Source organism: Pararhodobacter sp., from assembly GCF_036802785.1.
Classification (GTDB): Bacteria; Pseudomonadota; Alphaproteobacteria; order Rhodobacterales; family Rhodobacteraceae; genus Pararhodobacter.
The window spans coordinates 1-21,283 of record NZ_DAIRVN010000087.1; the positions used below are offsets into that span (position 1 = coordinate 1).

Sequence of the window (21,283 nt, forward strand, 5' to 3'; positions counted from 1 at the left end):
GCAAGTACCTTGCCGGGGTTCATCAGGTTATGCGGGTCGATTGCCGCCTTGATACTACGGCAAAGCGCCAGCGCCACCGGGTCTTTGTAGCGCGGCAGCTCATCGCGCTTGGCCAGCCCGATCCCATGTTCAGCCGAGATGGAGCCACCCATGCTGGCAACCAGATCATGCACGATTCGGTTGAACGCGGCGTAATGCGACAGGAATTCGGCGTCGCTCATGGCGGCGGGGCGGGTCAGGTTGAAGTGGATGTTGCCGTCGCCGAAATGGCCAAAGGGGCAGGGTCGGACCTCGGGCATATAGGCCTTGCAGGCCGCGACCCCCTCAAGAATGAAGCGGGCCACTTTTGACACCGGCACCGCGACGTCATGCTTGATGGAGGCCCCGGCGGGTTTCTGCATTTCGGACATGCTTTCACGCAGGGTCCAGAGGGCGGCACTTTGCCCCTTGGACGCGGCGATGACGGCATCGGACACCAGCCCCTCTTCCATCGCATCCGCCAGCGCAGCTTCAAGGCGGTGTTGCAGGTCAGCATCCGGGTCAGGCGAGGACAGCTCGATCAGCGCATAGGCGGGCCAGATGCTTTCCAGCGGGTCACGCGCGCCGGGCAGATGGTCCAGCACCATTTGCAGGCCGAAACGCTCAAGATATTCAAACGCCGTCAGGGTATCACTGCACCGGGCGCGCAGCAGATCAAATATCTGCAAAGCCTCGGTGGGGCCTGCGCAGGCGATCATCGCGGTGGCCTGCGTGGCGGGCATGGGGTGCAGCTTCAACACAGCGGCGGTGATGATGCCCAGCGTGCCCTCGGCGCCGATCATCAGGTCCTTCAACGCATAACCGGTGTTGTCCTTGCGCAGCGCGCTCAGCGCGTTCAGCACCGCACCCGAGGGCAGAACCGCCTCCAGCCCCAGCACCAATTCCCGCGTGGTGCCGTAGCGCAGAACGGCGGTGCCCCCGGCATTGGTGGAGAGGTTGCCGCCGATCTGGCAACTGCCCTCGGACGCCAGCGACAGCGGGAACAGCCGCCCGGCGGCCTCGGCGGCCTGCTGGATCTGGGCCAGCGTGCAGCCCGCCTCAACCGTCATGGTGGCATTCATCGCGTCCAGATCAATGATGCGGTTCATCCGCGACAGAGAGATGACGATGCCTCCCTCAGGCGAGCCACCGCCCACCAGCCCGGTGTTGCCGCCCTGCGGCACCATCGCCACACCCGCGCCGGCGCACAGCCGCACGCAGGCGGCCACCTCGGCAGTCGTGGCGGGGCGGACAACGGCGGGGCTGTTGCCGAACCAGCGCCCGCGATCCTCGTGCAGATGGGGGGCCATGCGCTCCGGGTCGGTCCAGACATGGCCGTCGCCCACCACGCCGCGCAGGGCAGTGATCAGTTGGTCCATGCCGCTCATGCTGTTGCGGCCTCGCGCAGGCGGGTGATGGTGGTGCGCGACGAGATCTGTTCAGGGTCCGTCACCAGCTCCAGCACCGCCGCCCGGCCCGAGGCCCGCGCCCGCGCCAGTGCCGGTGCGAAATCGGCGGTGCGGGTCACGCGCTCGGCGTAGCAGCCATAGCCTTCGGCCATGCGCACAAAATCCTGCCCGCCCAGCGTGGTGCCTGACAGGCGGTGCGGGTGTTCACGCTCCTGATGCATGCGGATGGTGCCGTAGATGCCGTTGTTGAACACCAGCACCACCGGCGTGGCGCCGTATTGCACGGCGGTCGCCAGCTCCTGCCCGCTCATCATGAAACCGCCATCGCCCACCATCGCCAGCACCAGCCGCTCAGGATGCACAAGGCTGGCGGCCACAGCGGTGGGCACCGAATAGCCCATCGCGCCGCAGGTCGAGCCCAGCTCTCGCCCCGGGCGGCCAAAGCGCAGGAAGCGCTGCGCCCAGCCGGTGTGGTTGCCCGCGTCCAGCGTGATGATCACGTCATCGGGCAGATCGTCGCGCAGCGCGCAGAAGGCCTGCCCCATGTCCAGCGCCCAGCCGCCATCCGCGGGCATGGCGGTGTCGGCAAGGTATTCCTGCCGCAGCCTGCCCACCCAGTCGCCCCAGACATTCTGCCGCGCAAGGCTCAACCCCGCCAGCGCGGCGGCAGTATCGGGGATGTTGCCCGCAAAGCCCAGATGCGGGCCGTAAACCCGGCCAATCTCATCGGCATCGGGATGGATGTGGATCAGCCGTTGCGGCAGTTCCGGCGGCACAAGGTTTTCATAGCCGTTCGAGGTCATCTCACCCAGCCGCGCGCCCAGCACCAACACCACATCCGCCTCATTCAGCCGTTTGCGCAGCGCGGCAGGCGTGGCGGTGCCGAATTCGCCGACATAGCTGTCAGAGCGGTTGTCGATCGCATCCTGCCGCCGGAACGAGGTGGTCACGGGCAGCTTGTTGGCCTCGGCAAAGCGGCGGATATCGGTGGCGGCCTGATTGGTCCAGCCGGAGCCGCCCAGCAGCAGCAGCGGGCGCTCGGCGGTCTCCAGTTCCGCGAGGATTTGTTCCAGTGCGCCGGGCACAAGGCCTGCCTGCGTGGCGGTATAGGGGCGGGTGTCAGGCACCGTGACCGTGGTGGTCAGCATGTCCTCGGGCAGCGACAGAACCACCGGCCCGGGCCGCCCGGATGTGGCGACGCGAAAGGCGCGGGCGATGTATTCCGGCACCCGCTCAGGCGTGTCGATCTGCGCAACCCACTTGGCCAGCCCGCCGAACATGGCGCGGTAATCCACCTCCTGAAAGGCCTCGCGGTCAGTCATGGCGCGGCCCACCTGCCCGATCAGCAATATCATCGGCGTGCTGTCCTGTTGCGCGATATGCACCCCGATGGAGGCATGGCAGGCGCCCGGCCCACGGGTGACCATGCAGATGCCGGGCCTGCCGGTCAGCTTGCCATAGGCTTCGGCCATATTGGCCGCGCCTGCCTCGTGGCGGGCGTTGATCAGCGTCAGGCGGTCGGGCACGTCATGCAGGGCATCGAGCACCTCAAGGTAGCTTTCGCCGGGCACGCAGAAGGCCATATCGGCCCCGTGCACCAGAAGCTGGTCCACCAATACCTTGCCCGCGGTGCGGGGGCCGGGTGTGGTTGCGTGCGGCATGGCTTTTCTCCTCGTTGTCACAAAGTGTCTGACCTGAACTGGACAGGCTTGTCAATAATGTTTACAACAGCGCGGACCGGGTGCATGATCTGACAGGCCCCGGTGGGAGGAGTTGCCTATGGTTCCGGAAGCGTTGCGCGCGGCCTTGTCCGGCGCGGACACGCTCGTGATCGCCGTCAGCGGCGGGATCGACAGCCTGACGCTGGCGGCAGCAGCGGCACAGGTGCGCGCGCCGGGCACAACGGTTCTGTGCCATGCCCGCTCACCCGCCGTGCCCGCCGATGCGCTGGGGCGGGTGCAGGATATGGCGCTGCGCACCAGCCTGCCGCTGAGGCTGGTGGATGCGGGGGAATTTGACGACCCCGCCTATCGCGCCAACCCGGTCAACCGCTGCTATTTCTGCAAGGGCCATCTCTATACCACGCTCTCAAAGCTGGGGGCGGTGGTGGCCTCGGGCACCAATCTGGATGATCTGGGCGATTACCGGCCGGGGTTGCAGGCCGCCGCGCAGCATGGCGTGCGCCATCCGTTTGTCGACGCCGGGCTGGACAAGGCCATGGTGCGCGCGCTGGCCCGCGCGCTGGGGCTGGGGGCGCTGGCTGAACTGCCCTCGTCGCCCTGCCTGTCCAGCCGGGTGCGCACCGGCCTGCGGATAGAGCCAGAGGCCTTGCAGCAGATCGACCGGATCGAGGCGGCATTGCGGGCGCGGCTGGGGGGCGTGGCTCTGCGCTGCCGTCAGGAGGAAGCGGGGCTTGTGATCGAGATCGAGGCCGCAGCGCTTGAGGCGCTGGACGCGGGCGCGCGCCTTGCCCTCTCAGCGCTGGCCGGGGAGCTCGCCGGTGCGGCCCCCCTGCCGCTGCGGCCCTATCAGCGCGGGAGCGCGTTTGTTCATGCCTGAAGGGTCATCACATCTGAATTTCGACACCAGCCGCGCGCAGCGCATCGGGCTTGAAGAGGCCATTCTGGCCGAACCAAAACCACTGCCGCTTCTGGTCAGTATCCTGACGGATGCCCATGCCGCCGGACACCGCAGGCTCATCACCCGCCTGACCGCCGCCCAGCATGAAGCGCTGCCTGATCCGGTACGCGATGCGCTGGACTACTGCGCGCTGTCGCGGGTGGCTTATCTGGGCGCGCCTGCCCCCGTGCATGTCGGCCTCCGGGTGGCGGTGGTCACGGCGGGCACCTCGGATGCGGGACCGGCGACCGAGGCGCAGCGCGTGTTGCGCTGGTCCGGTATCGAGGCCGCGATGGTCGCCGATGTCGGGGTGGCCGGGTTGTGGCGGCTGATGGAACGGGCCGGGGAACTGCAACAGGCCGATGTGCTGATCGTCTGCGCAGGCATGGATGCGGCCTTGCCCAGCGTCGTGGCCGGGCTGGTGCCGGGCTGTGTGATCGCGGTGCCGACATCGGCGGGTTATGGCGTCGCGCAAGGCGGCATGACCGCGCTCAACGCCGTGCTGGCTAGCTGCGCGCCGGGGGTGCTGGTGGTCAATATCGACAACGGATACGGCGCGGCCTGCGCTGCCCTGCGCATCGCAGGGCGGTGGCGGGCTGCTCAGACGGGAGAGGGCGCGCTATGACGGCATCGGACGATCCGCTTCTGAACACATCCATCCGCAAGCGCGAAACGCTGGCCGATCAGATCTATGGCCGGATTCTGGAACTCATCGCCTCGGGCCAGATGGCCGAGGGTGAAAAGCTGCCCTCCGAGCACCAGATCAGCGCGCGGTTCTCGGTCTCGCGGCCCGTGGTGCGCGAGGCGCTTTTGCGGCTGCGCGAGGATGGTTTCGTTGCCGCCCGGCACGGGGTGGGCAGCTTCGTGCGCCGCCGCCCGCCGCAGGGGCTGATCGAACATGCCCGCGCCGATGACGTGGCCGGGTTGATGCGCTGCATGGAAGCGCGCCTTGCGGTAGAGGCCGCGACCGCCCGCCACGCCGCCCTGCGCGCCACCCCGCAGGATCTGGAGCGGCTGGAAGAGGCGCTGTCGGTGATGAAGACCACGATGCGCGCCCGCCAGCCGGTGCGCGAGGCGGATTTTGACTTCCACATGGCCGTGGCGCGCGCCAGCGGCAATGAGATTTTCTGCGAAATGCTCAATGCCACGCGGCCCCTGATGCTTCAGGCGATTGCCGTGGCCCAGAAACTGACCAGCGAAGGGTCCGAGGCGCGGATTGAAGCGGTGCTGGACGAACACCGCCAGATCCTTGAAGCGATCCGCAGCCGCGATGCCGAAGGGGCGGGGCTGTTGATGAGCATTCACATTGTCCACGCGCGCCGCCGCGTCACGGATATGGGGCGGCGGGTGTGAGCATGCACTGCGCCACTCTGCCCGCCCGCCCCGGCTCAGCCTTTGACGCGGGCCAGCAGCCCGTCCATCTGCCGCGCCAGAAGCCAGCTGTCACCCGCCACCGCGACAAAATCAAAGCCGCGCGCGAAATAGCTGCGGGCCAGTTCATCGCCGAAACCCAGAATGCCGATGGGCTTGCCTGCCGCATGGGCCATGGCGCAGGCCTCGTCGATCAGCGCCTGTGCTTCGGGCGCGGTGGGCTGGCCCAGATGGCCCATCGCCGCCGAAAGGTCCGCCGGGCCGATGAAGATGGCGTCGATCCCCTCGACCCCCGCAATCGCGGGAATGGCGCGCACGGCCTGCGGGGTTTCGACCTGCACGATCACGAACAGATCAGCGGTGTAGCTGGTCAGGTAACCGGCGTTGCGGCCATAGCCATTCGCGCGCGTGGTCATCGACAGCCCGCGCATGCCCTGCGGCGGGTAGCGGGTGTAGCTGATCACCCGCGCGGCATCTTCGGCGCTTTCGATCATGGGAAACATCAGGCTGCGCGCGCCCATATCCAGCAACCGCTTGACGATCACCGGCTCGGCCGCAGGCACCCGCACCACGGGTTCCGCCTGCGCGCCGCGCGTGGCGCGCAGATGGTCGGGGATGTGGGAGAGCGCGGTGGGCGAATGCTCCATGTCGATCAGCAGCCAGTCGGCGCCGCTGTCGGCGGCCATCTCGGTAATCGCGGGCGCGTCCAGCGACAGCCAGATCCCCGCCATCCGCCTGTCCGCCGCGATCCCGGCCTTGAGTTGGTTTTCCGTCATGTCGCCTCCCTCTTGCGCTGCCAGCCCGCAGGCCACCGCGCAGTTAGCCCGGCTTGCGCGCTGATGCCAAGCCACCGGGTTGCCGTTGTTCACGTTTTCCAGAAATGAGGCCTTCATGACCCGCAAAGCCCCGTCCGACCTTCGCTCTGCCCGCTGGTTCGCGCCCGATGACCTGCGCAGCTTTGGTCACCGCTCGCGCATGATGCAGCTGGGCTATGCGCCCGAAGAGTTCATGGACAAACCGCTGATCGGCATTCTGAACACCTGGTCCGAGATGAACTCCTGCCACGCGCATTTCCGCGAACGGGCCAAGGATGTGAAGCGCGGCATCCAGATGGCGGGGGGCTTTGCGGTGGAGCTGCCGTCGCTCTCGGTGGATGAGAGCTTCACCAAACCCACCTCGATGCTCTATCGCAACATGCTGGCGATGGAGACCGAAGAGATGATCCGCTCACACCCGTTTGACGGCGTGGTGCTGATGGGCGGTTGCGACAAAACCACGCCAGGGCTGGTGATGGGCGCGATCACGGCGGGGGTGCCGATGATCTATCTGCCCGCAGGGCCGATGCTGCGCGGCAATTACCGGGGTCAGCATCTCGGCTCTGGCTCGGACGCATGGAAATACTGGGATGAGCGGCGCGCGGGCAATATCTCTGACGCCGAATGGGAGGGGTTGCAGGGCGGTATCGCGCGCTCGCCCGGCGTGTGCATGACGATGGGCACCGCCAGCACCATGACCGCGATCACCGATGCCATGGGGCTGACATTGCCCGGCGCCTCGTCCATCCCGGCGGTGGATTCAGGGCATCAGCGCATGTCAGCCGAATGCGGGCGGCGGATTGTCGGTATGGTCTGGGAAGACCTGACACCGAACCGGATTGTCACCGCAGCCTCGGTGCGCAATGCGGCGATTGTGGCCATGGCCACCGGCTGTTCCACCAATGCCGTGGTGCATCTGATCGCCATGGCCCGGCGCGCCGGTGTGCCGCTCACGCTCGATGACCTTGACGCGCTGGGGCGGGTGACGCCGCTGATCGCCAATGTCCGCCCCTCGGGCAAGGATTATCTGATGGAGGATTTCCACTATGCGGGGGGCCTGCGGGCGCTGATGGCCCAGATCAGCGACCGGCTGGAGCTTTCCTGCCTCACCGTCAACGGCCAGACGCTGGGTGCCAATCTGGAGGGCGCGAAGGTCTGGAATGACGATGTGATCCGCCCGCTGTCGAACCCCGTCTATCATGAGGGCTCGCTGGCCGTGCTGCGCGGCAATCTGTGCCCCGATGGCGCGGTGATCAAACCCGCCGCCTGTGATCCTAAGTTCCATGTCCACGAAGGCCCGGCGCTGGTCTTTGACAGCTATCCCGAAATGAAGAAAGCCATTGACGATGAGGCGCTGGAGGTCACGCCCGACCATGTGCTGGTGCTGCGCAATGCCGGGCCGCTGGGCGGGCCGGGGATGCCCGAATGGGGGATGCTGCCGATCCCCAAGGCGCTGATCAAACAGGGCCACCGCGATATGCTGCGGATCTCGGATGCGCGGATGTCGGGCACATCTTATGGCGCCTGCGTGCTGCATGTCGCGCCTGAGGCCTATGTGGGCGGGCCGCTGGCGCTGTTGAAAACCGGCGATATTGTGCGCCTTGATCTGCCCGCGCGGCGGCTGGACATGCTGGTGGATGATGCCGAGCTGGCGCGGCGGCACAAGGCATGGCAACCGCCTGAACCCCGCTATGCGCGCGGCTGGGGCTGGATGTATTCAAAGCACGTCACCCAGGCCGACACCGGCTGCGATTTCGATTTTCTGCAACGTGATTTCGGCCCCGCTGCGGGTGAGCCGGATATTTTCTGAGAGGCACAGATGGCTGATACACTTGATAAGGCGCTCAGCGGTATTTCGGGAATCCTCGTAACACCTTATGACGCGGCTGGCGGCATCGCGCCGGAAAAGCTGGCGCCGGTGATTGACCGCGCGCTGGGGGCGGGCATGCATATCCCTGTGGTGAACGGCAATACCGGCGAGTTCTATGCGCTGACCACCGACGAGGCATGCACCATGGCGCGCGAGGTTGTGGCGCTGGTGGATGGCCGCGCGCCGGTTCTGGCCGGTGTGGGGCGCGGTATCCGCGATGCCTGCAAACTGGCGCGGGTGTCTGCCGATGCCGGGGCAACCGCGCTGATGATCCACCAGCCGCCTGACCCCTTTGTCGCGCCGCGCGGGATTGTCGATTATCTGAATGCCGTGGCGGATGCCTCGGGCGGGTTGCCGATGATGCTTTATCTGCGCAACGACAGCATCGGCACCAAGGCGATTGCCGATCTCTGCGCCGTGCCGGGGGTGCGCGGTGTGAAATGGGCCACGCCGAACCCGTTGAAACTGGCCGAGGCAATGGCGGCCTGCGACCCCTCCATCACCTGGGTCGGCGGTCTGGCCGAGGTCTGGGCACCGCCGCTCTATGCCGTGGGGGCGCGTGGCTTCACCTCGGGGTTGATCAATGTCTGGCCTGAGCGGTCCATGGCGATTCATGCCGCGCTGGATGGCGGCGACTATGCCCTTGCCAACCGCCTGATTGCCGGGATGCGGGTGTTCGAGGATATCCGCGCTGAGGAGATGAACGGCACCAATGTCACCGGCGTGAAGGCCGCGCTGATCGCCATGGGGCTCGATTGCGGCCCCACGCGGCCCCCTTCGGCATGGCCGCTGACGCCGGATCAGCAGGCCCGGCTAGATGCTTTCCTCAGCGCCAATAATCTGAAACAGGGGAAACGGACATGAGCGACTACACCCTTTCCGATGAGACCCGCGCCCGCCTGAAGAAGGTCTCAACCGCCTCGGTGGCGACCGCGCTTTACAAACGCGGCCTGCGCAATCAGTTCATTCAGGGCGTGCAGCCGGTGGCCGTCAAAGGCGAGGTCATGGTGGGACAGGCGTTCACCCTGCGCTACATCCCCGCGCGCGAAGACCGCAACGGGATTGAGGTGTTCCGCAGGCCGGACCATCCGCAGCGCGTGGCGATGGAGACCTGCCCGCCGGGCCATGTGCTGGTGATGGACGCGCGCGGCGACGCGCGTGCGGCAACCGCGGGGTCCATCCTGATCACCCGGCTGGCGCTTCGGGGTGCGGCGGGCGTGGTGTCTGACGGCGGTTTTCGGGATTTCGCCGGGATCGGCGCGCTGGACATGCCCGCCTATTGCGCCCGCCCCTCCGCCTCCACCAACCTGACGCATCATGAGGCGCTGGAGCTGAATGTGCCGGTGGCCTGCGGCGGCGTGGCGGTGTTTCCGGGCGATGTGCTGCTAGGCGATGGCGATGGGGTGATGGTCATTCCCGCGCATCTGGCTGAGGAACTGGCCGAGGAATGCACCGGCATGGAATCATTCGAGGATTTTGTGCTTGAGCAGGTGCAGGCCGGGGCCGGGATCATCGGCCTTTACCCGGCCACCAAGGATGAGAACGTGCAGAAATACGCTGAATGGCGTGAAAAGAACGGGCGCTGAGGAATGACCCCACCCGTACCCGCCTATGTACGGCTGATCGCCGACACGCCCCTGCCGCGCATCGCCCTCTGCCGCCAGCGCTTTGACGCGCCGCGCATCGACAACCCGGCGCAGGGACTGGCCGATGCGCTGGCCGCCGCGCCGTTTGTCGCAAAACGGGTGCGGCCCGGCATGCGCATCGCGGTGACCGCTGGCAGCCGGGGCATCGCCAGCTTTCCCGAGCTGTTGCGCGCCATTGTCACCGGTCTGGCGGCGCGCGGCGCGCAGCCGTTCGTGGTGCCCGCGATGGGCAGCCATGGCGGCGCCACCGCCGAGGGGCAGCGCGCCCTGCTGGCCAAGCTGGGCATCACCGAGGCAAGCATCGGCTGCGCCATTGAAAGCAGCATGGAGACGGTGGAGATCGGTGTACTCGACAACGGCATGTCGGTGCAGATCGACCGGCTGGCGCAGGAGGCTGATGGCATTGTGCTATTCAACCGGATCAAGCCGCATACCTCGTTCCGCGCGCCCTTGGAAAGCGGGCTGGCCAAGATGCTGGCGATCGGGCTGGGCAAGCAATCGGGCGCGGAAAGCTGCCATTCCAAGGGGATTGACCGGGTGGGAGAGTTCGTGGCGCAGATGGCCGCCATGAAGCTGGAGCGCTGCAAGGTGCTGTTCGGCATCGGCACCATCGAGAATGCCTATGACCAGCTTGCCCGCGTGGTGGTGCTGGACCGCGACGGCATGCTGGAGGCCGAGCAGCCCTACTTGCGCGAGGCGATGGCGAACATGCCGCGCCTGCCGCTGGGCGACCCGGCGCAACCCTTGGCCAATGGCCCGCTGGATGTGCTGGTGGTCGATGAGATCGGCAAGGAGTTCTCGGGTACCGGCATGGACCCCAATATCACCGGCCGCTTCTCATCGCCGCGCATGACGGGGGGGCCGCAGATTTCCCGGCTGGCGGTGCTGGGCCTGTCTGAGCGCACGGCGGGGAACGGCAATGGCGCGGCGCAGGCCGACGTTGTCACCCACCGGCTGGTGCAGGCGTTTGACCCTGAACAGACCTATCCCAACGCCTTCACCTCGACCGTGCTGCGCAATGCCGGGCTGCCGATGGCCATGCCCTGTGACCGCACGGCGATCCAGGCGGCGGTGCGCACCTGTCTGGCTGACCCGCCTGACAGGGTGCGCCTGCTGCGCATCGCCAATTCACTGCAGCTGGAATGGCTCTATGCGTCCGAGGGGATGCTGGATGAGCTGGCGGCGCGCCCGGGGGTTGAGGTTGTGGGCGGGCTGGAAGAGATGCGGTTTGAAGAGGGGCGGTTGATGAACGGCTGGCCGGAGGTGCACGGATGACCGGGGCAGGGCTGCACCTGCATCTTGATCCGCAGGGCGGTGTGGCGGGGGATATGTTCACAGCGGCCCTGCTCGATGCCCGCCCGGACCTGACCGCCCGCGTCATGGCCGATATCGCCGCTGTCCTGCCGCCTGAGGCCGGGCAGGCGCTGCTGGAACGTGTGGTGCGCACCGGCATAACCTCGGCGCATTTCCGGCTTGTCCCCGGCACCGCCCCCGCCCGCAAGGGAGCCGAGACGACCTGGCTGGCGATGGACCAATTGCTGGAGGGCGCCGCCACCGCGCCCGGCACCGCCCGCCACGCCCGCGCCATTCTGCGCCGTCTGGCCGTGGCCGAAAGCGCGATCCACGGCATCCCGCTTGAGCGTGTTCATTTCCATGAGATCGCCGATTGGGACGCGCTGATGGATGTCACCGCAGCGGGCAGCCTGCTGGCGGCACTGGAAGGCGCCACGTTCAGCCTGTCGCCACTGCCCCTTGGCGGCGGGCAGGTCCGCACCGCGCACGGGCTTCTGTCCGTGCCCGCCCCCGCCACGCAAAAGCTGCTGGAGGGCTATGTCTGGCACGATGACGGGATCAGCGGCGAGCGGGTAACGCCCACGGGTGCGGCGATTGTGGCGCATCTGACGCAGGGGCAGCACCCTCAGCGGCGTCCGTCCGGGCGGATGATCGCCACCGGCTACGGCGCGGGTACGCGTGAGATGAAGGGCGTGCCCAATGTGCTGCGGGTGACGGTGTTCAAAGGCGATGCGGATGGGTTTGATGAGGACCGGGTTGCCATGCTGGTCTGCGATGTCGATGACATGACCGGCGAAGAGATCGCCACCGCCGCCGCGCATCTGCGTGCGCTGCCCGGCGTGGTGGATCTGGCGCTGCTGGCGCTGCAGGGCAAGAAGGGCCGCCCCGCCACCCGGTTTGAGCTGCTGGTCACCCCTGAGGCCGAGGAAGCGGCGTTGCAGGCGCTCTTTGTCCAGACCAGCACCCTGGGTATCCGCCGCATGGCGGTGCGCCGCGCGGTTCTGGCGCGCGGGCTGGCAGAGGGGGAAGGGGGCCTGCCGGGAAAATGGGCGCGCCGCCCGGATGGCACCGTCACCGGCAAGATCGAGGCTGATGCGCTGGCTGCACTGCCGACATTGGCAGCGCGCAGGCGCGCCGCGCAGTGGGCGCCTGGAGACGACTGAACACAACTGCCGCACTGGAAAGAAAGAACCCCGGGCCATCTGCCCGGGGTTCTTTCATCATGCTCAGCTGCTGCGGCTCTGATCGGCCGCTGTCGGTGGGGGCGGGATATAGGAGGTGTCCACAATCTCGGGCTCGGGCACGACCTCTACCTTCTCGCGGCGGTTCAGAAGCGTGGCAATCAGGCCCAGACTCAGCCCCGCAAAGTCGGTGTAAAGCCCCGGGTTGATCAGGGTCAGCGCCGCCGCGATCAGCAGCAGCCGCACCAGCCAGCCCGCCGGGCGCAGGAAATACCCCGCCAGCCCGCCCGCCAGAAAGCTCACGCCCATGGCGGCGGTAAAGGCGGTCAGGATCACCTCGGTCCAGGTGCCGATCATCAGAAGCGACGGGCCATAGACAAACATGAACGGGATGATATAGCCCGTCAGACCCAGCCGCACCGCCAGCGCCGAGGTGCTGACCACCGGAGATCGCGCTATGCCACATGCGGCATAGACCGCGATGGCCACGGGTGGCGTGATGGCCGAAAGAATGGCGAAGTAGAAGACGAACATATGCGCGGCGGGCAGCAGAACCCCCATGTTCACCAGCGCAGGCACCAGAAGCGCCACCTGCACGATATAGGCGGGCGTGGTGGGCATCCCCATACCCAGAATGATACCCGCCACCATGGTGAGGATCAGCGCCAGAAGCAGGTGATGCCCGGCAAGCGTGCGCACCAGCCCGGTAAAGGTCAGCCCCACGCCGGTCTGCGCGATCACCCCGATCACGATCCCGGCCGAGGCACAGGCCAGCGCCACCGGGATTGAATTGATGGCACCCGCGCGCAGGGCATCAATCAGCTTTGGAATGCTGAACTCGCCGCGCGTGGTCTTGCGCGCCAGCACCACCGGCACCACCGACAGGATACCGGCCAGCGCCGAGAAGGGGGCGGAATAGCCGCTCATCAGCGTGGCGACGATGATGAAGATCGGCAGGAACAGATGCCCCTCATCCTTGATCACCTTGCCCAGCCGCGGCAGATCGGCCTTTGGCAGGCCCTTCATGCCGTGTTTGCGCGCCTCGAAATGGACGGCCAGATACACGGCAAGGAAATAGAGCAAGGCGGGCAGCAGGGCGTAACCGGCCACGGTCAGGTAGCTGACACCCATGAATTCGGCCATGACGAAAGCCGCCGCGCCCATGATCGGCGGCATGAGCTGCCCGCCGGTTGATGCCACGGCCTCAACCGCGCCTGCGAATTGCGGGCGGTAGCCGATGCGCTTCATCAGCGGGATGGTGAAAGTGCCGGTGGTCATGACATTCGCCACCGCCGAGCCCGAGACCGAACCGAAGAAACCCGAGGTGATGACCGCAACCTTGGCCGGGCCGCCCGCCGCCTGGCCGGTCAGCGCCAGCGCAAAGTCGATGAACAGCTTGCCCACGCCAAAACGCTCGGCCATCGCCCCGAAGATCACGAAGAGCACCACATAGGTGGCCGAAACCTGCGCGGGCACGCCGAACAGCGCGTCGGTTGTCATGTACTGGTATTCAAGCAGGCGCACGATCTCGGTATTGGTGAAGAATACCTGATAGGCGAGGAAGGCCAGCGCGGTCAGCGGCAGGATGATGCCGATGGCGCGGCGCGTGGCCTCCAGAATGGTGCCGATCATGATCAGCGCCATCACCTGATCCATGACCGACACAGGGCCGACATAGGCCATGCGGGTGTTGAAATAGGTCTGGTTGACGATCGGATAGCTGGCAGCGGTCAGCGCGGCGATCAGCAGCACAAGGTCGAACAGCCCCGGCCCCTTGGTGGCGTTGCGGCTGGTCATCGGCAGGCTGATGAAGGCCAGCGCCAGTGCAAAACCGAAATGGGTGGCGCGCAGCGTGAAGGCGTTCGGCGGGCCGAACCACGCGACATAAAGGTGAAAGAGGCTCATCGACACGGCCACAAGCGTGGCGAGGTGCCGCAGCCAGACGTATTTGGCCTGCATCACACTGCTCCGATCAGGTCAGGAAGCGCCCGGCCCGTGCAGGCACGGCCCGGGCGGCACTGGAGGCCGGTTTACTGGCTGGTGTGCTCTTCGTAGAAGGCGCGTGCAGCGGCGTGCAGCGGAACGCCGCCTTCCTCCATCATGTCTTCAAGGGTGATGTCGCGCATCACCGCGTTGATCGAGGCCATGTCGCCACGGTTTTCCCACATCCGTTCCAGCAGGGTGCCGACCACCCCGTCATCCAGATCGCAGCGCACGATGATCTGCGTGGTATAGCCCACCACGATCACCTCTTCGTCCTGCCCGGGATAGGCGCCTGCCGGAATGACCAGCGAGGCATAGCCCGGGTTGATCTCTTGCTGCATGCGCCCGATGAATTCTTCGGTCAGCGCCACAAAGTTCAGCCGGGTGGAGTTGGACAGGTCCATGATCGACGAGGCCGGAACCGTTGTGCCCAGCGTGAACACTTCGGCATTGCCATCCTGCAGCAGTCCCACGGCATCGGAATAGGACACATAATCAACGCCGCGCATGTCGGCATAGGTCAGACCGGCGGTCTCAAGCACGGCGCGGGTGACCTGCTCGGCGGTGTTGCCGACCGGCTGTGTGACAATGCGGCGCCCGCGCAGGTCTTCGGGCGTTTCAACGCCGCTGGCCCGGGTGGCGACGATATGGAAATACTGCGGATAGAGCGTGGCCAGCAGGCAGATGTTGTCCGCCTGGCCTGAGAAGGGTTCACGCCCCTCCAGCGCATCGACCACCGAGATCGAGTTGCCGAAAGCGATATCGGCCTGCCCGCCCTGAACACCCTGCGCATTGGCGACGCCGCCGCCGGGAAGCACCTGAATGCTGATCCCGTCATTGGCGACCATGGCCTGAATCGCCCCGCCCAGCGGGTACCATGCACCGCCCTGTGGCCCTGTCATGAAGCGCAGTTGCTGGGCATCGGCCTGTCCGGCCATGGCTCCAAAGGCAATAATGCCCGTAGCGAAGATTTTGCGCATGAGTTCCTCCCTGTGAACGCAATCGCGCCGCCCTTTGCGGGCCGCACCGTATTCTGTTGCGGCAGGCAGTTCACGCCCGGTTCCGGCAATGCCAGCCCGTTGATGCGTGCCGCGCCCCCTTACCGGCGCTGCCTCCTCGCAGGCCGATAGGGGAACATCAACAGATCACCTTTTACTTGTCAAGTATATTTACAACAAGGCGTGGGGCGTCTGGCAGAGGCGCGGCGGCCTTACCCGCCACGCCCTGTGCGGGCAGGTTCCCCGTAAGGTTTCCCGGCACCCTGACGCTCTGGTGCGTTGTGGCGCAGATAGACCTCTGCCATGGCGATCAGGTCGCCGTCAGGGTTGCCATCGCACAGAAGCTGCACCAGCGTACGGGCGCGCCCGGTCTGCCCGCGGCGCAGCGCCTCCAGCAGGGCCATCATCTGGCGTTCTTCCGGCGTCAGCCAGTCACGGCAGCAGGCGCAGCTTTCGGGGTTGAACCGGAAAGGCGAGCTGCGCGCGGCGCGCAACGCCTGCACCAGCGCAACAAGGTCATAGCAAAGCGCACCCGCCCCGCGCGGACCCACCTGCGCCGAGGCCACCCGCAGCGCCATCAGCCAACCCTGGGTTTCAGGCGCAGCGAAGGTCTGGAAGTGCCAGCGCATGAGCCCCAGTGTCATACGCGCAAAGTCATCCGCTGCAAGGCTGGACAGATGCACCTCATCCGGGCGGCCAGGGCGGGCGCTGCCGTGCTGACCGGCATGGTCGGGGATGGCGGGCCGCGCACCGCCTTGCGTATGCGGCGTCCGGGGGGCGACGCGGCGGGCAGACCATGGGAACGGACGGGGTTTAGCGCCGGACATGGCTTGCCTCCTGCGCTGAGCGGGGGGCACCGGGAAGCGGGCCAGAAACCGGGCGGGAATGGACAGCAGGGTGGGGCCATTGCCTGCCGCGCGGCACAATGCTGTCGCGATCAATGAGCATTTCCAGCAGGCGGGGTTCAAGCCCGCAGCCATGCGCGCAGGCCTGCGCATCGGCTTCCAGAAGGTCGATCAGAAGGGAGGGGGAGCGGTGGGTCATCGGCAACTCCGGCGCGGTGGGGTCTCTCGGTTGCCGGGTCTGGCCGCGGGGAAAGGGGGAGGCGGCCGGATTGGGTATGCATTACCTGACAGATTTACTCGGACTTGTAAAGAGACCCACTTTGCCTGCCCCCCGTCTGCCCGGCAACCTCCCGCCCGGCGCGCAAAAGCGCCTCACGCTCAGCCGCGCCCGAGGTCTGGCCGATGTTGTCAACCGTGGTCATGACGCAAGTAATTTCATTCTGCGCGTCAAACACGGGCACCGCCATGCCGCGCACATCGCTCAGCAGGTGGCTGGACAATGCCGCGATTCCCTCCTTCCGGATCGCCTCAAGCGTTTGCGCGGCGGGGGGTGTGCCGCGAAAGGCGGCGGGCTGGGCCTTGCGCACCGCTTTGATCTGCGCGGGCGGCAGATAGGCCTGAAACGCCAGCCCGCAGGCGGTGTTATCCAGCGGCAGAATATCGCCCAGCCCCAGCGAGCTGATGGAGAACTGCGTGCTGCGATACCAGCGCACCAGCGTCGGCCCCCGGTCTGTCCAGATGGCGACGCCGCCGCTGGCCGCGTGACCGGCGACAAGCTGTTTCATCCGCGCCGCCGCAATCTCGATCGTATCCACCCGTTTGAGCGCGGCAATACCGATCCCGAGCGCCATCGGCCCCAGATCATAGTGCCCGCTGACCGGGTCTTGCTGCGCAAGCCCTTCGCGCACCAGACTTTGCAGATACCGATGCGCGCTGGACCCGGCGGTGCCGGTGGCACGCGCCAGATCGCCAAGGGCCTGCGCCTCGGGCGCGGCGGCAAGGGCCTGCAGGAACCGGGCGGCGATGGAGACCGATTGAATGGTGCCGGTGCGACGCTCAGGCGGGGTGGTGGGCTTGGACGTCCTGGGCAAGGGAGGGGTGTTCCTGGGAAAAAGGTGGTCGGCGGGGATCATAGGGGCAGGTGTCTTTTCCGGCAAGCGGGGGGCGCTGATGCGTCGATGCCACAATCGGCAGGCGGCTGTTCGCATCCGCTTGAAATTCAGAATGCGTTCTGCAATGTAGAATTCGTCAGCAAGCCAGTGCGCCCGGCCGCACCAGCAAAGCCTCCCCACGCATAACAACCGCCGTGTGCCGATGGCCGGCGCGTCGGCAAGGAAGAGCCCTGATCATGGCACCATCCCGAATCGTTTCGCCGCTGGCGTTAAGCGCGGCACTTGTGCTTGCGCCCTTTGCTTCCAGCCCCGCAGCCGCCCAGACCACGGCCCCAGCAAGCGGCGCAGCCCCGGCAAGCCTGTCGCTCGGCGCGCTCTATCTGCGCGGCGAGGGGCTTTTGCGCCGGTCTGAAAACACCGCTTCCTCCGCCGCCGTGCTGGAGGGCGAAGACCTTGCCGAGGACACCACCCTGACCACCGTCACCGAGGCCGTGGCCGAGGTGCCCAACGTGCTGGTCTATTCCTCGGTCGGCACCGCGCCCACCATCCGCGGGCAGGACAGTCAGGGCCCGTCCACCGGGGCGCTGGCGTTCTTTGGCGGCACCACCCCGCGCACCTCGATCGTGTTCGACGGTCGCGCGCTGAGCTATAATGAATTTGTCTACGGCGGCTCAAACCCCTGGGATGTCGAGGGGATCGAGGTGTATCGCGGCCCGCAGACGGTGGCGCAGGGGGCCAATTCGATTGCCGGCGCGATCATCGTGCGCAGCAACCGGCCCAGCTTCACCCCTGAGGGCGTTGTTCAGGTGCAGGGCGGCAATCTGAATGCACGGCGCCTGTCGCTGGCCTATTCGGCACCGCTGAGCGAGGATCTGGCGTTCCGCATCGCGCTGGACCGCTCAAGCCGCGACAACTTCATCACCTATACCAACCCGGCCTTTGTGCAGGATGACCATTTCAGCCGCGATCTTTCCAGCTTCATGGGCCGCGCCAGCCTGCTGTGGCGCCCGGCGGATAGTGCGGGGCTGGAGGTGCTGCTGTCCTTCTCGCACAACCGCTCGAACCGCCCCACCTCGGAAGCGGCCAACCTGCCCTATGAGGATCTGATCAATGGCGCGACCACCAGCCCGGTGTGGAACCAGAACACCTCCAACGCAACGCTGGCCATCACGCATGATTTCGCCAACGGCTTCGTGCTGAATTCGACCACGCAATACACCTACAATTCAGTGCGCCGCCGGATGTATCCCGCCAACTATGCCTCGGCCGATATCGACACGCGCAACTATTCCAACGAAACCCGCGTAACCTATGGGCAGGATGGCGACATCCTGTTCGCCACCGCCGGGATCTATGTGTCGCGGACCGAGCAGCGCGATGTCCTCAATCAGGACCCTTTCCTGTTGAGCGACATCTATTCAACCTTTGACGATGACCGCCGCTCTTACGGTGCCTTTGGTGAGGCCACATGGCGCATCGCCGACCGCTGGTCGCTGACCGGCGGTCTGCGGTTGCAGCGCGACGATATCCACCGGCAGGGCATCGCCTATGAAGGCGCGAACCCGGCACTGCCCTATGCCAATGCACGCGTCAACTTCAGCCAGACCTATGATGCCGTGCTGCCGCGCCTGTCGCTGGCCTATGAGGCAAACCCGAACCTGACCTTCGGTGGCCTGATCTCGCGCGGGTATAACCCGGGCGGGGTGACGCTGAACTTCACCACCGGGCAGTATGTGGAATATCAGCCTGAATACCTGTGGAACTATGAGCTGTTCAGCCGTGCCACGCTGCTGGAAGGCCGCTTGCGGCTGAACGCCAACCTGTTCCGCATGGACATCACCGATGCGCAGCGCTTCGTGGCGGTGATGGTGTCCGGCGTGCCGCAATCCTACACCGTCAATGCCGAGCGCGCGCGTTCCACGGGGCTTGAGCTGTCGGCAGACTGGGATGTCAGCGCGCGGCTGCGCATGAATGCGGGGGTTGGCCTGTTGCGCACCCGGTTTGAAGAGTTCAGCGCCATGCCCGGGCGCGAAGGCAACGTGTTTGCCATGGCACCGTCCAGAACCCTGACGCTGGGGGCAAGCTGGGAAGTGTCTGACGGGCTGACGCTGAGCGGGCAGGTGCGCCACGTGGCGGGCTATTTCTCGGAAGACGGCAATGCCGAGGTCTACCGGATCGACCCGCTGACACTGGCCAATCTGCGGCTGGATTACGTCACCCGCTCTGGGGTGGAGCTGTTTGGCTATGTCAACAACATCTTCGATACCCGCCAGCCCACCTTCCTGCAGGTCAACCGCGTTGTCGGCGGGCTGGAGGGCTACATGACCACGCCGCGCGAGTTTGGCATCGGGGTGCGTTACCGCTTCTGAGTGGTATTTCACGAAAACGCGAAATGCCCGCCCCATCCGGCGGGCGTTTCCTTTCCGGCCCCCCGCCGGTCGCTTCACCCGCCGGTTGCTTCACCCGCCCGCCTGCGCCCATTCGCGCAGCGCGCGCAGCATATGCTCGGCGCTGGCGACAGAGGGGGTGGAGACCAGCGCGCTGTCCACAAACACAACCCGCCCCTCGCGCACCGGCCGCATGAACCTGTCCCAGCCGGGGGCGAGGCGGTCCAGCGTGGCGCGGGCCGTGGCCTCATCGCGGACAGGCAGGCCATAGCTGGTCATCACCACCAGCAGATCAGGCTCAAGCCGCAGAAAGGCCTCGGCGCTGACCGGCGCGATGAAGTTTGACCCCGGCCCGCTGAATGCGCCGGTGGGGCCGACGGGCAGGGGCGTAAAGCCAAGATCCTCCAGCGCCTGCACCAGCCCCGAGGTGCTGCCGACAACGCCGATCTGCTCGGTCAGCAGAACGGCAAGATAGGTGGGCGCGTCGCTGGTGGGGGGCATCATCTGCCGCGTGGCGTCAAGGGCCGTGGCATAGTCAGTCAGCCGGGCCGCCATCGCTGCCTCAAGCCCCAGCAACCCCGCCAGATCGCGCTGCACCTCGATACCCTGCACGCGCCCGGTGCCCACATTCTGCACATAGACCGGGGCCACGCTGGACAGGCGGTCAACCATGTCCAGATTGTATTCGGTGGCGACGATCAGCCCGGGGGCCAGTTCGCGCAGGTATTCAAGGTCAATCGCGCCGACCGGGCCGATACCCGGGGGCGAGGGGCGGGGCGTGCGCGCGCCCAGAACGGTGGCGACAAAGTCAAACCCGGCAAGGCTGGTGCCATCCGCCGCCCGCCCATAGGCCCCCGCCAGCCTCTGCCCCAGATCCAGCAGTGGCACACCCAGAAGCGGCTCATGCAGCACCACCACGCGCTCCGGTGCGGTGGCAAAGCTGACCGTGCGCCCGGCGTCATCGGTTACGCTGCGGGTTTCGGCTGCAAGCGGCAGGGCGGCCAGCAGGGCGAGGGGGAGGGAGAGGGACAGGCGCATGAATTCACTCCGGCTTTTGTCAGATATGGGCGCGCGCGGCGGTTCTGAGGCGCAGCACGACAAGGAAAAACGGAACGCCGGTTACCGACAGCGCCAGCCCGATGGGCACGGCGATGCCCGGGTCCGCCAGCCGCGCCAGCAGGTCGGCGGCCACCACCAGCAACCCGCCGGTCAGCGCTGACAGGACAAGCCGCGCGCGCCCGGATGCGCCGGTCAGCGCCCCGGCAAGCTGCGGCGCCATGATCCCCAGAAAGCTGAGCGGGCCCACCCAGAGGATCGCGGCCGAAGACAGCAGCACCGCCGCGCCCAGCACACCCGGCCGCAGCAGCCCCACCCGCACCCCCAGCGTGCGCGCGCGGTCCTCGCCCAGATCGAGCGCGCGCAGGCCCGGCCCCAGAATGATCACCGCCGGAATTGCCGCCAGCGCCCAGGGCAGCAGCGCGCGCACGGCCTCGGGGCTGGCGCGGAACAGCGAGCCGGCCATCCACTGGCCCATCTGCAACGAGGCCTCGGGCGGGGTATAGACCAGCAGCAGCGTGCTGACCGACGAGAGCACGCTTTCAACCCCGATGCCCAGCAGCAACACCCCCAGCCCCGCCGCCCCGCGCCCTGCCCGCCCCAGCAGGAACCGCGCCACCGCCGCCCCGCCCGCCATCGCCGCCGGGACAACCAGATGCGCCGGCGTGGCGGGCGCGAAG

Annotated in this window: 19 protein-coding genes; 9 read left to right on the forward strand and 10 right to left on the reverse strand. The window is 66.7% G+C overall.

Going from position 1 to position 21,283, the window contains the following annotated elements; all coding sequences use genetic code 11:
• Positions 1–1,397, reverse strand: a 1,397-nt coding sequence (locus V7Q53_RS20605; protein ID WP_333830725.1) for an FAD-binding oxidoreductase, incomplete at its 3' end; no start/stop codon positions are given.
• Positions 1,398–1,402: 5 nt separating this feature from the next.
• The gene (locus V7Q53_RS20610) at positions 1,403–3,088 is read right to left on the reverse strand and encodes a thiamine pyrophosphate-binding protein (RefSeq protein ID WP_333830726.1); all 1,686 of its coding nucleotides are present in this window, start codon (positions 3,086–3,088) and stop codon (positions 1,403–1,405) included.
• Between the two features lie 118 nt (positions 3,089–3,206).
• On the opposite strand from V7Q53_RS20610, the gene V7Q53_RS20615 reads away from it, so the two are divergent.
• Genes V7Q53_RS20615 through V7Q53_RS20625 form a run of 3 tightly spaced genes read left to right on the forward strand, consistent with a single transcriptional unit; the run spans position 3,207 to position 5,399 of the window.
• On the forward strand, positions 3,207–3,986 hold the full coding sequence (locus V7Q53_RS20615) for an adenine nucleotide alpha hydrolase (protein ID WP_333830727.1): 780 nt from the start codon (positions 3,207–3,209) through the stop codon (positions 3,984–3,986).
• A complete protein-coding gene (gene larB, locus V7Q53_RS20620; RefSeq protein WP_333830728.1) occupies positions 3,979–4,671 on the forward strand; it encodes a nickel pincer cofactor biosynthesis protein LarB in 693 nt (230 codons plus the stop codon). The genes V7Q53_RS20615 and larB overlap by 8 nt, the downstream gene beginning before the upstream one ends.
• Positions 4,668–5,399, forward strand: a complete 732-nt coding sequence (locus tag V7Q53_RS20625) for a FadR/GntR family transcriptional regulator (protein WP_333830729.1) — start codon at positions 4,668–4,670, stop codon at positions 5,397–5,399. Before larB ends, V7Q53_RS20625 begins: the two co-directional genes overlap by 4 nt.
• Positions 5,400–5,434: 35 nt before the next feature.
• Here V7Q53_RS20625 and V7Q53_RS20630 read toward each other — a convergent pair whose 3' ends face one another.
• Positions 5,435–6,193 (reverse strand): HpcH/HpaI aldolase family protein, encoded by a 759-nt coding sequence (locus tag V7Q53_RS20630; protein WP_333830730.1) that lies wholly within the window; start codon positions 6,191–6,193, stop codon positions 5,435–5,437.
• Positions 6,194–6,308: 115 nt separating this feature from the next.
• Between V7Q53_RS20630 and araD the strand changes: the two genes are divergently transcribed.
• From araD to V7Q53_RS20655, 5 genes are read left to right on the forward strand one after another with little or no spacing between them, the layout of a single operon-like run.
• Positions 6,309–8,042: an L-arabinonate dehydratase gene (gene araD, locus V7Q53_RS20635; protein WP_333830732.1), complete on the forward strand. Its 1,734-nt coding sequence runs from the start codon at positions 6,309–6,311 to the stop codon at positions 8,040–8,042.
• A gap of 9 nt (positions 8,043–8,051) precedes the next feature.
• Positions 8,052–8,966 (forward strand): dihydrodipicolinate synthase family protein, encoded by a 915-nt coding sequence (locus tag V7Q53_RS20640; RefSeq protein WP_333830733.1) that lies wholly within the window; start codon positions 8,052–8,054, stop codon positions 8,964–8,966.
• On the forward strand, positions 8,963–9,688 hold the full coding sequence (locus tag V7Q53_RS20645; protein WP_333830734.1) for a ribonuclease activity regulator RraA: 726 nt from the start codon (positions 8,963–8,965) through the stop codon (positions 9,686–9,688). The genes V7Q53_RS20640 and V7Q53_RS20645 overlap by 4 nt, the downstream gene beginning before the upstream one ends.
• 3 nt (positions 9,689–9,691) lie before the next feature.
• Positions 9,692–11,023 carry a lactate racemase domain-containing protein gene (locus V7Q53_RS20650; protein ID WP_333830735.1) on the forward strand — a complete coding sequence of 444 codons (1,332 nt, stop codon included), beginning with the start codon at positions 9,692–9,694 and terminating at the stop codon, positions 11,021–11,023.
• Positions 11,020–12,204, forward strand: a complete 1,185-nt coding sequence (locus tag V7Q53_RS20655; RefSeq protein ID WP_333830736.1) for a LarC family nickel insertion protein — start codon at positions 11,020–11,022, stop codon at positions 12,202–12,204. Before V7Q53_RS20650 ends, V7Q53_RS20655 begins: the two co-directional genes overlap by 4 nt.
• 63 nt (positions 12,205–12,267) lie before the next feature.
• Here V7Q53_RS20655 and V7Q53_RS20660 read toward each other — a convergent pair whose 3' ends face one another.
• From V7Q53_RS20660 to V7Q53_RS20680, 5 genes are all read right to left on the reverse strand, one after another.
• Positions 12,268–14,181, reverse strand: coding sequence for a TRAP transporter permease (locus tag V7Q53_RS20660; protein WP_333830737.1), 1,914 nt, complete (start codon positions 14,179–14,181; stop codon positions 12,268–12,270).
• Positions 14,182–14,252: 71 nt separating this feature from the next.
• On the reverse strand, positions 14,253–15,185 hold the full coding sequence (locus V7Q53_RS20665) for a TAXI family TRAP transporter solute-binding subunit (protein ID WP_333830738.1): 933 nt from the start codon (positions 15,183–15,185) through the stop codon (positions 14,253–14,255).
• A 230-nt stretch (positions 15,186–15,415) separates the two neighbouring features.
• Entirely contained in the window at positions 15,416–16,030 is a 615-nt protein-coding gene (locus V7Q53_RS20670) for a hypothetical protein (RefSeq protein WP_333830739.1), read from the reverse strand.
• Positions 16,017–16,247 (reverse strand): hypothetical protein, encoded by a 231-nt coding sequence (locus V7Q53_RS20675; RefSeq protein ID WP_333830740.1) that lies wholly within the window; start codon positions 16,245–16,247, stop codon positions 16,017–16,019. The genes V7Q53_RS20670 and V7Q53_RS20675 overlap by 14 nt, the downstream gene beginning before the upstream one ends.
• 94 nt (positions 16,248–16,341) lie before the next feature.
• Positions 16,342–17,139 carry an IclR family transcriptional regulator gene (locus tag V7Q53_RS20680; RefSeq protein WP_333830741.1) on the reverse strand — a complete coding sequence of 266 codons (798 nt, stop codon included), beginning with the start codon at positions 17,137–17,139 and terminating at the stop codon, positions 16,342–16,344.
• 257 nt (positions 17,140–17,396) lie between these two features.
• Between V7Q53_RS20680 and V7Q53_RS20685 the strand changes: the two genes are divergently transcribed.
• Positions 17,397–19,529, forward strand: a complete 2,133-nt coding sequence (locus tag V7Q53_RS20685) for a TonB-dependent receptor (protein ID WP_333830742.1) — start codon at positions 17,397–17,399, stop codon at positions 19,527–19,529.
• A gap of 90 nt (positions 19,530–19,619) precedes the next feature.
• On the opposite strand, the gene V7Q53_RS20690 is transcribed toward V7Q53_RS20685, so the two are convergent.
• Positions 19,620–20,585: an ABC transporter substrate-binding protein gene (locus tag V7Q53_RS20690; protein ID WP_333830743.1), complete on the reverse strand. Its 966-nt coding sequence runs from the start codon at positions 20,583–20,585 to the stop codon at positions 19,620–19,622.
• A 19-nt stretch (positions 20,586–20,604) separates the two neighbouring features.
• Positions 20,605–21,283 (reverse strand): FecCD family ABC transporter permease (locus tag V7Q53_RS20695; protein ID WP_333830744.1); only part of this gene is annotated, 679 nt, incomplete at its 5' end.

Coding starts and splice junctions, on each gene's coding strand:
- V7Q53_RS20610 (WP_333830726.1), bottom strand. CDS start 3,088: ATGCCGCACGCAACCACACCCGGCCCCCGCACCGCGGGCAAGGTATTG.
- V7Q53_RS20615 (WP_333830727.1), top strand. CDS start 3,207: ATGGTTCCGGAAGCGTTGCGCGCGGCCTTGTCCGGCGCGGACACGCTC.
- larB (WP_333830728.1), top strand. CDS start 3,979: ATGCCTGAAGGGTCATCACATCTGAATTTCGACACCAGCCGCGCGCAG.
- V7Q53_RS20625 (WP_333830729.1), top strand. CDS start 4,668: ATGACGGCATCGGACGATCCGCTTCTGAACACATCCATCCGCAAGCGC.
- V7Q53_RS20630 (WP_333830730.1), bottom strand. CDS start 6,193: ATGACGGAAAACCAACTCAAGGCCGGGATCGCGGCGGACAGGCGGATG.
- araD (WP_333830732.1), top strand. CDS start 6,309: ATGACCCGCAAAGCCCCGTCCGACCTTCGCTCTGCCCGCTGGTTCGCG.
- V7Q53_RS20640 (WP_333830733.1), top strand. CDS start 8,052: ATGGCTGATACACTTGATAAGGCGCTCAGCGGTATTTCGGGAATCCTC.
- V7Q53_RS20645 (WP_333830734.1), top strand. CDS start 8,963: ATGAGCGACTACACCCTTTCCGATGAGACCCGCGCCCGCCTGAAGAAG.
- V7Q53_RS20650 (WP_333830735.1), top strand. CDS start 9,692: ATGACCCCACCCGTACCCGCCTATGTACGGCTGATCGCCGACACGCCC.
- V7Q53_RS20655 (WP_333830736.1), top strand. CDS start 11,020: ATGACCGGGGCAGGGCTGCACCTGCATCTTGATCCGCAGGGCGGTGTG.
- V7Q53_RS20660 (WP_333830737.1), bottom strand. CDS start 14,181: ATGCAGGCCAAATACGTCTGGCTGCGGCACCTCGCCACGCTTGTGGCC.
- V7Q53_RS20665 (WP_333830738.1), bottom strand. CDS start 15,185: ATGCGCAAAATCTTCGCTACGGGCATTATTGCCTTTGGAGCCATGGCC.
- V7Q53_RS20670 (WP_333830739.1), bottom strand. CDS start 16,030: ATGTCCGGCGCTAAACCCCGTCCGTTCCCATGGTCTGCCCGCCGCGTC.
- V7Q53_RS20675 (WP_333830740.1), bottom strand. CDS start 16,247: ATGACCCACCGCTCCCCCTCCCTTCTGATCGACCTTCTGGAAGCCGAT.
- V7Q53_RS20685 (WP_333830742.1), top strand. CDS start 17,397: ATGGCACCATCCCGAATCGTTTCGCCGCTGGCGTTAAGCGCGGCACTT.
- V7Q53_RS20690 (WP_333830743.1), bottom strand. CDS start 20,585: ATGCGCCTGTCCCTCTCCCTCCCCCTCGCCCTGCTGGCCGCCCTGCCG.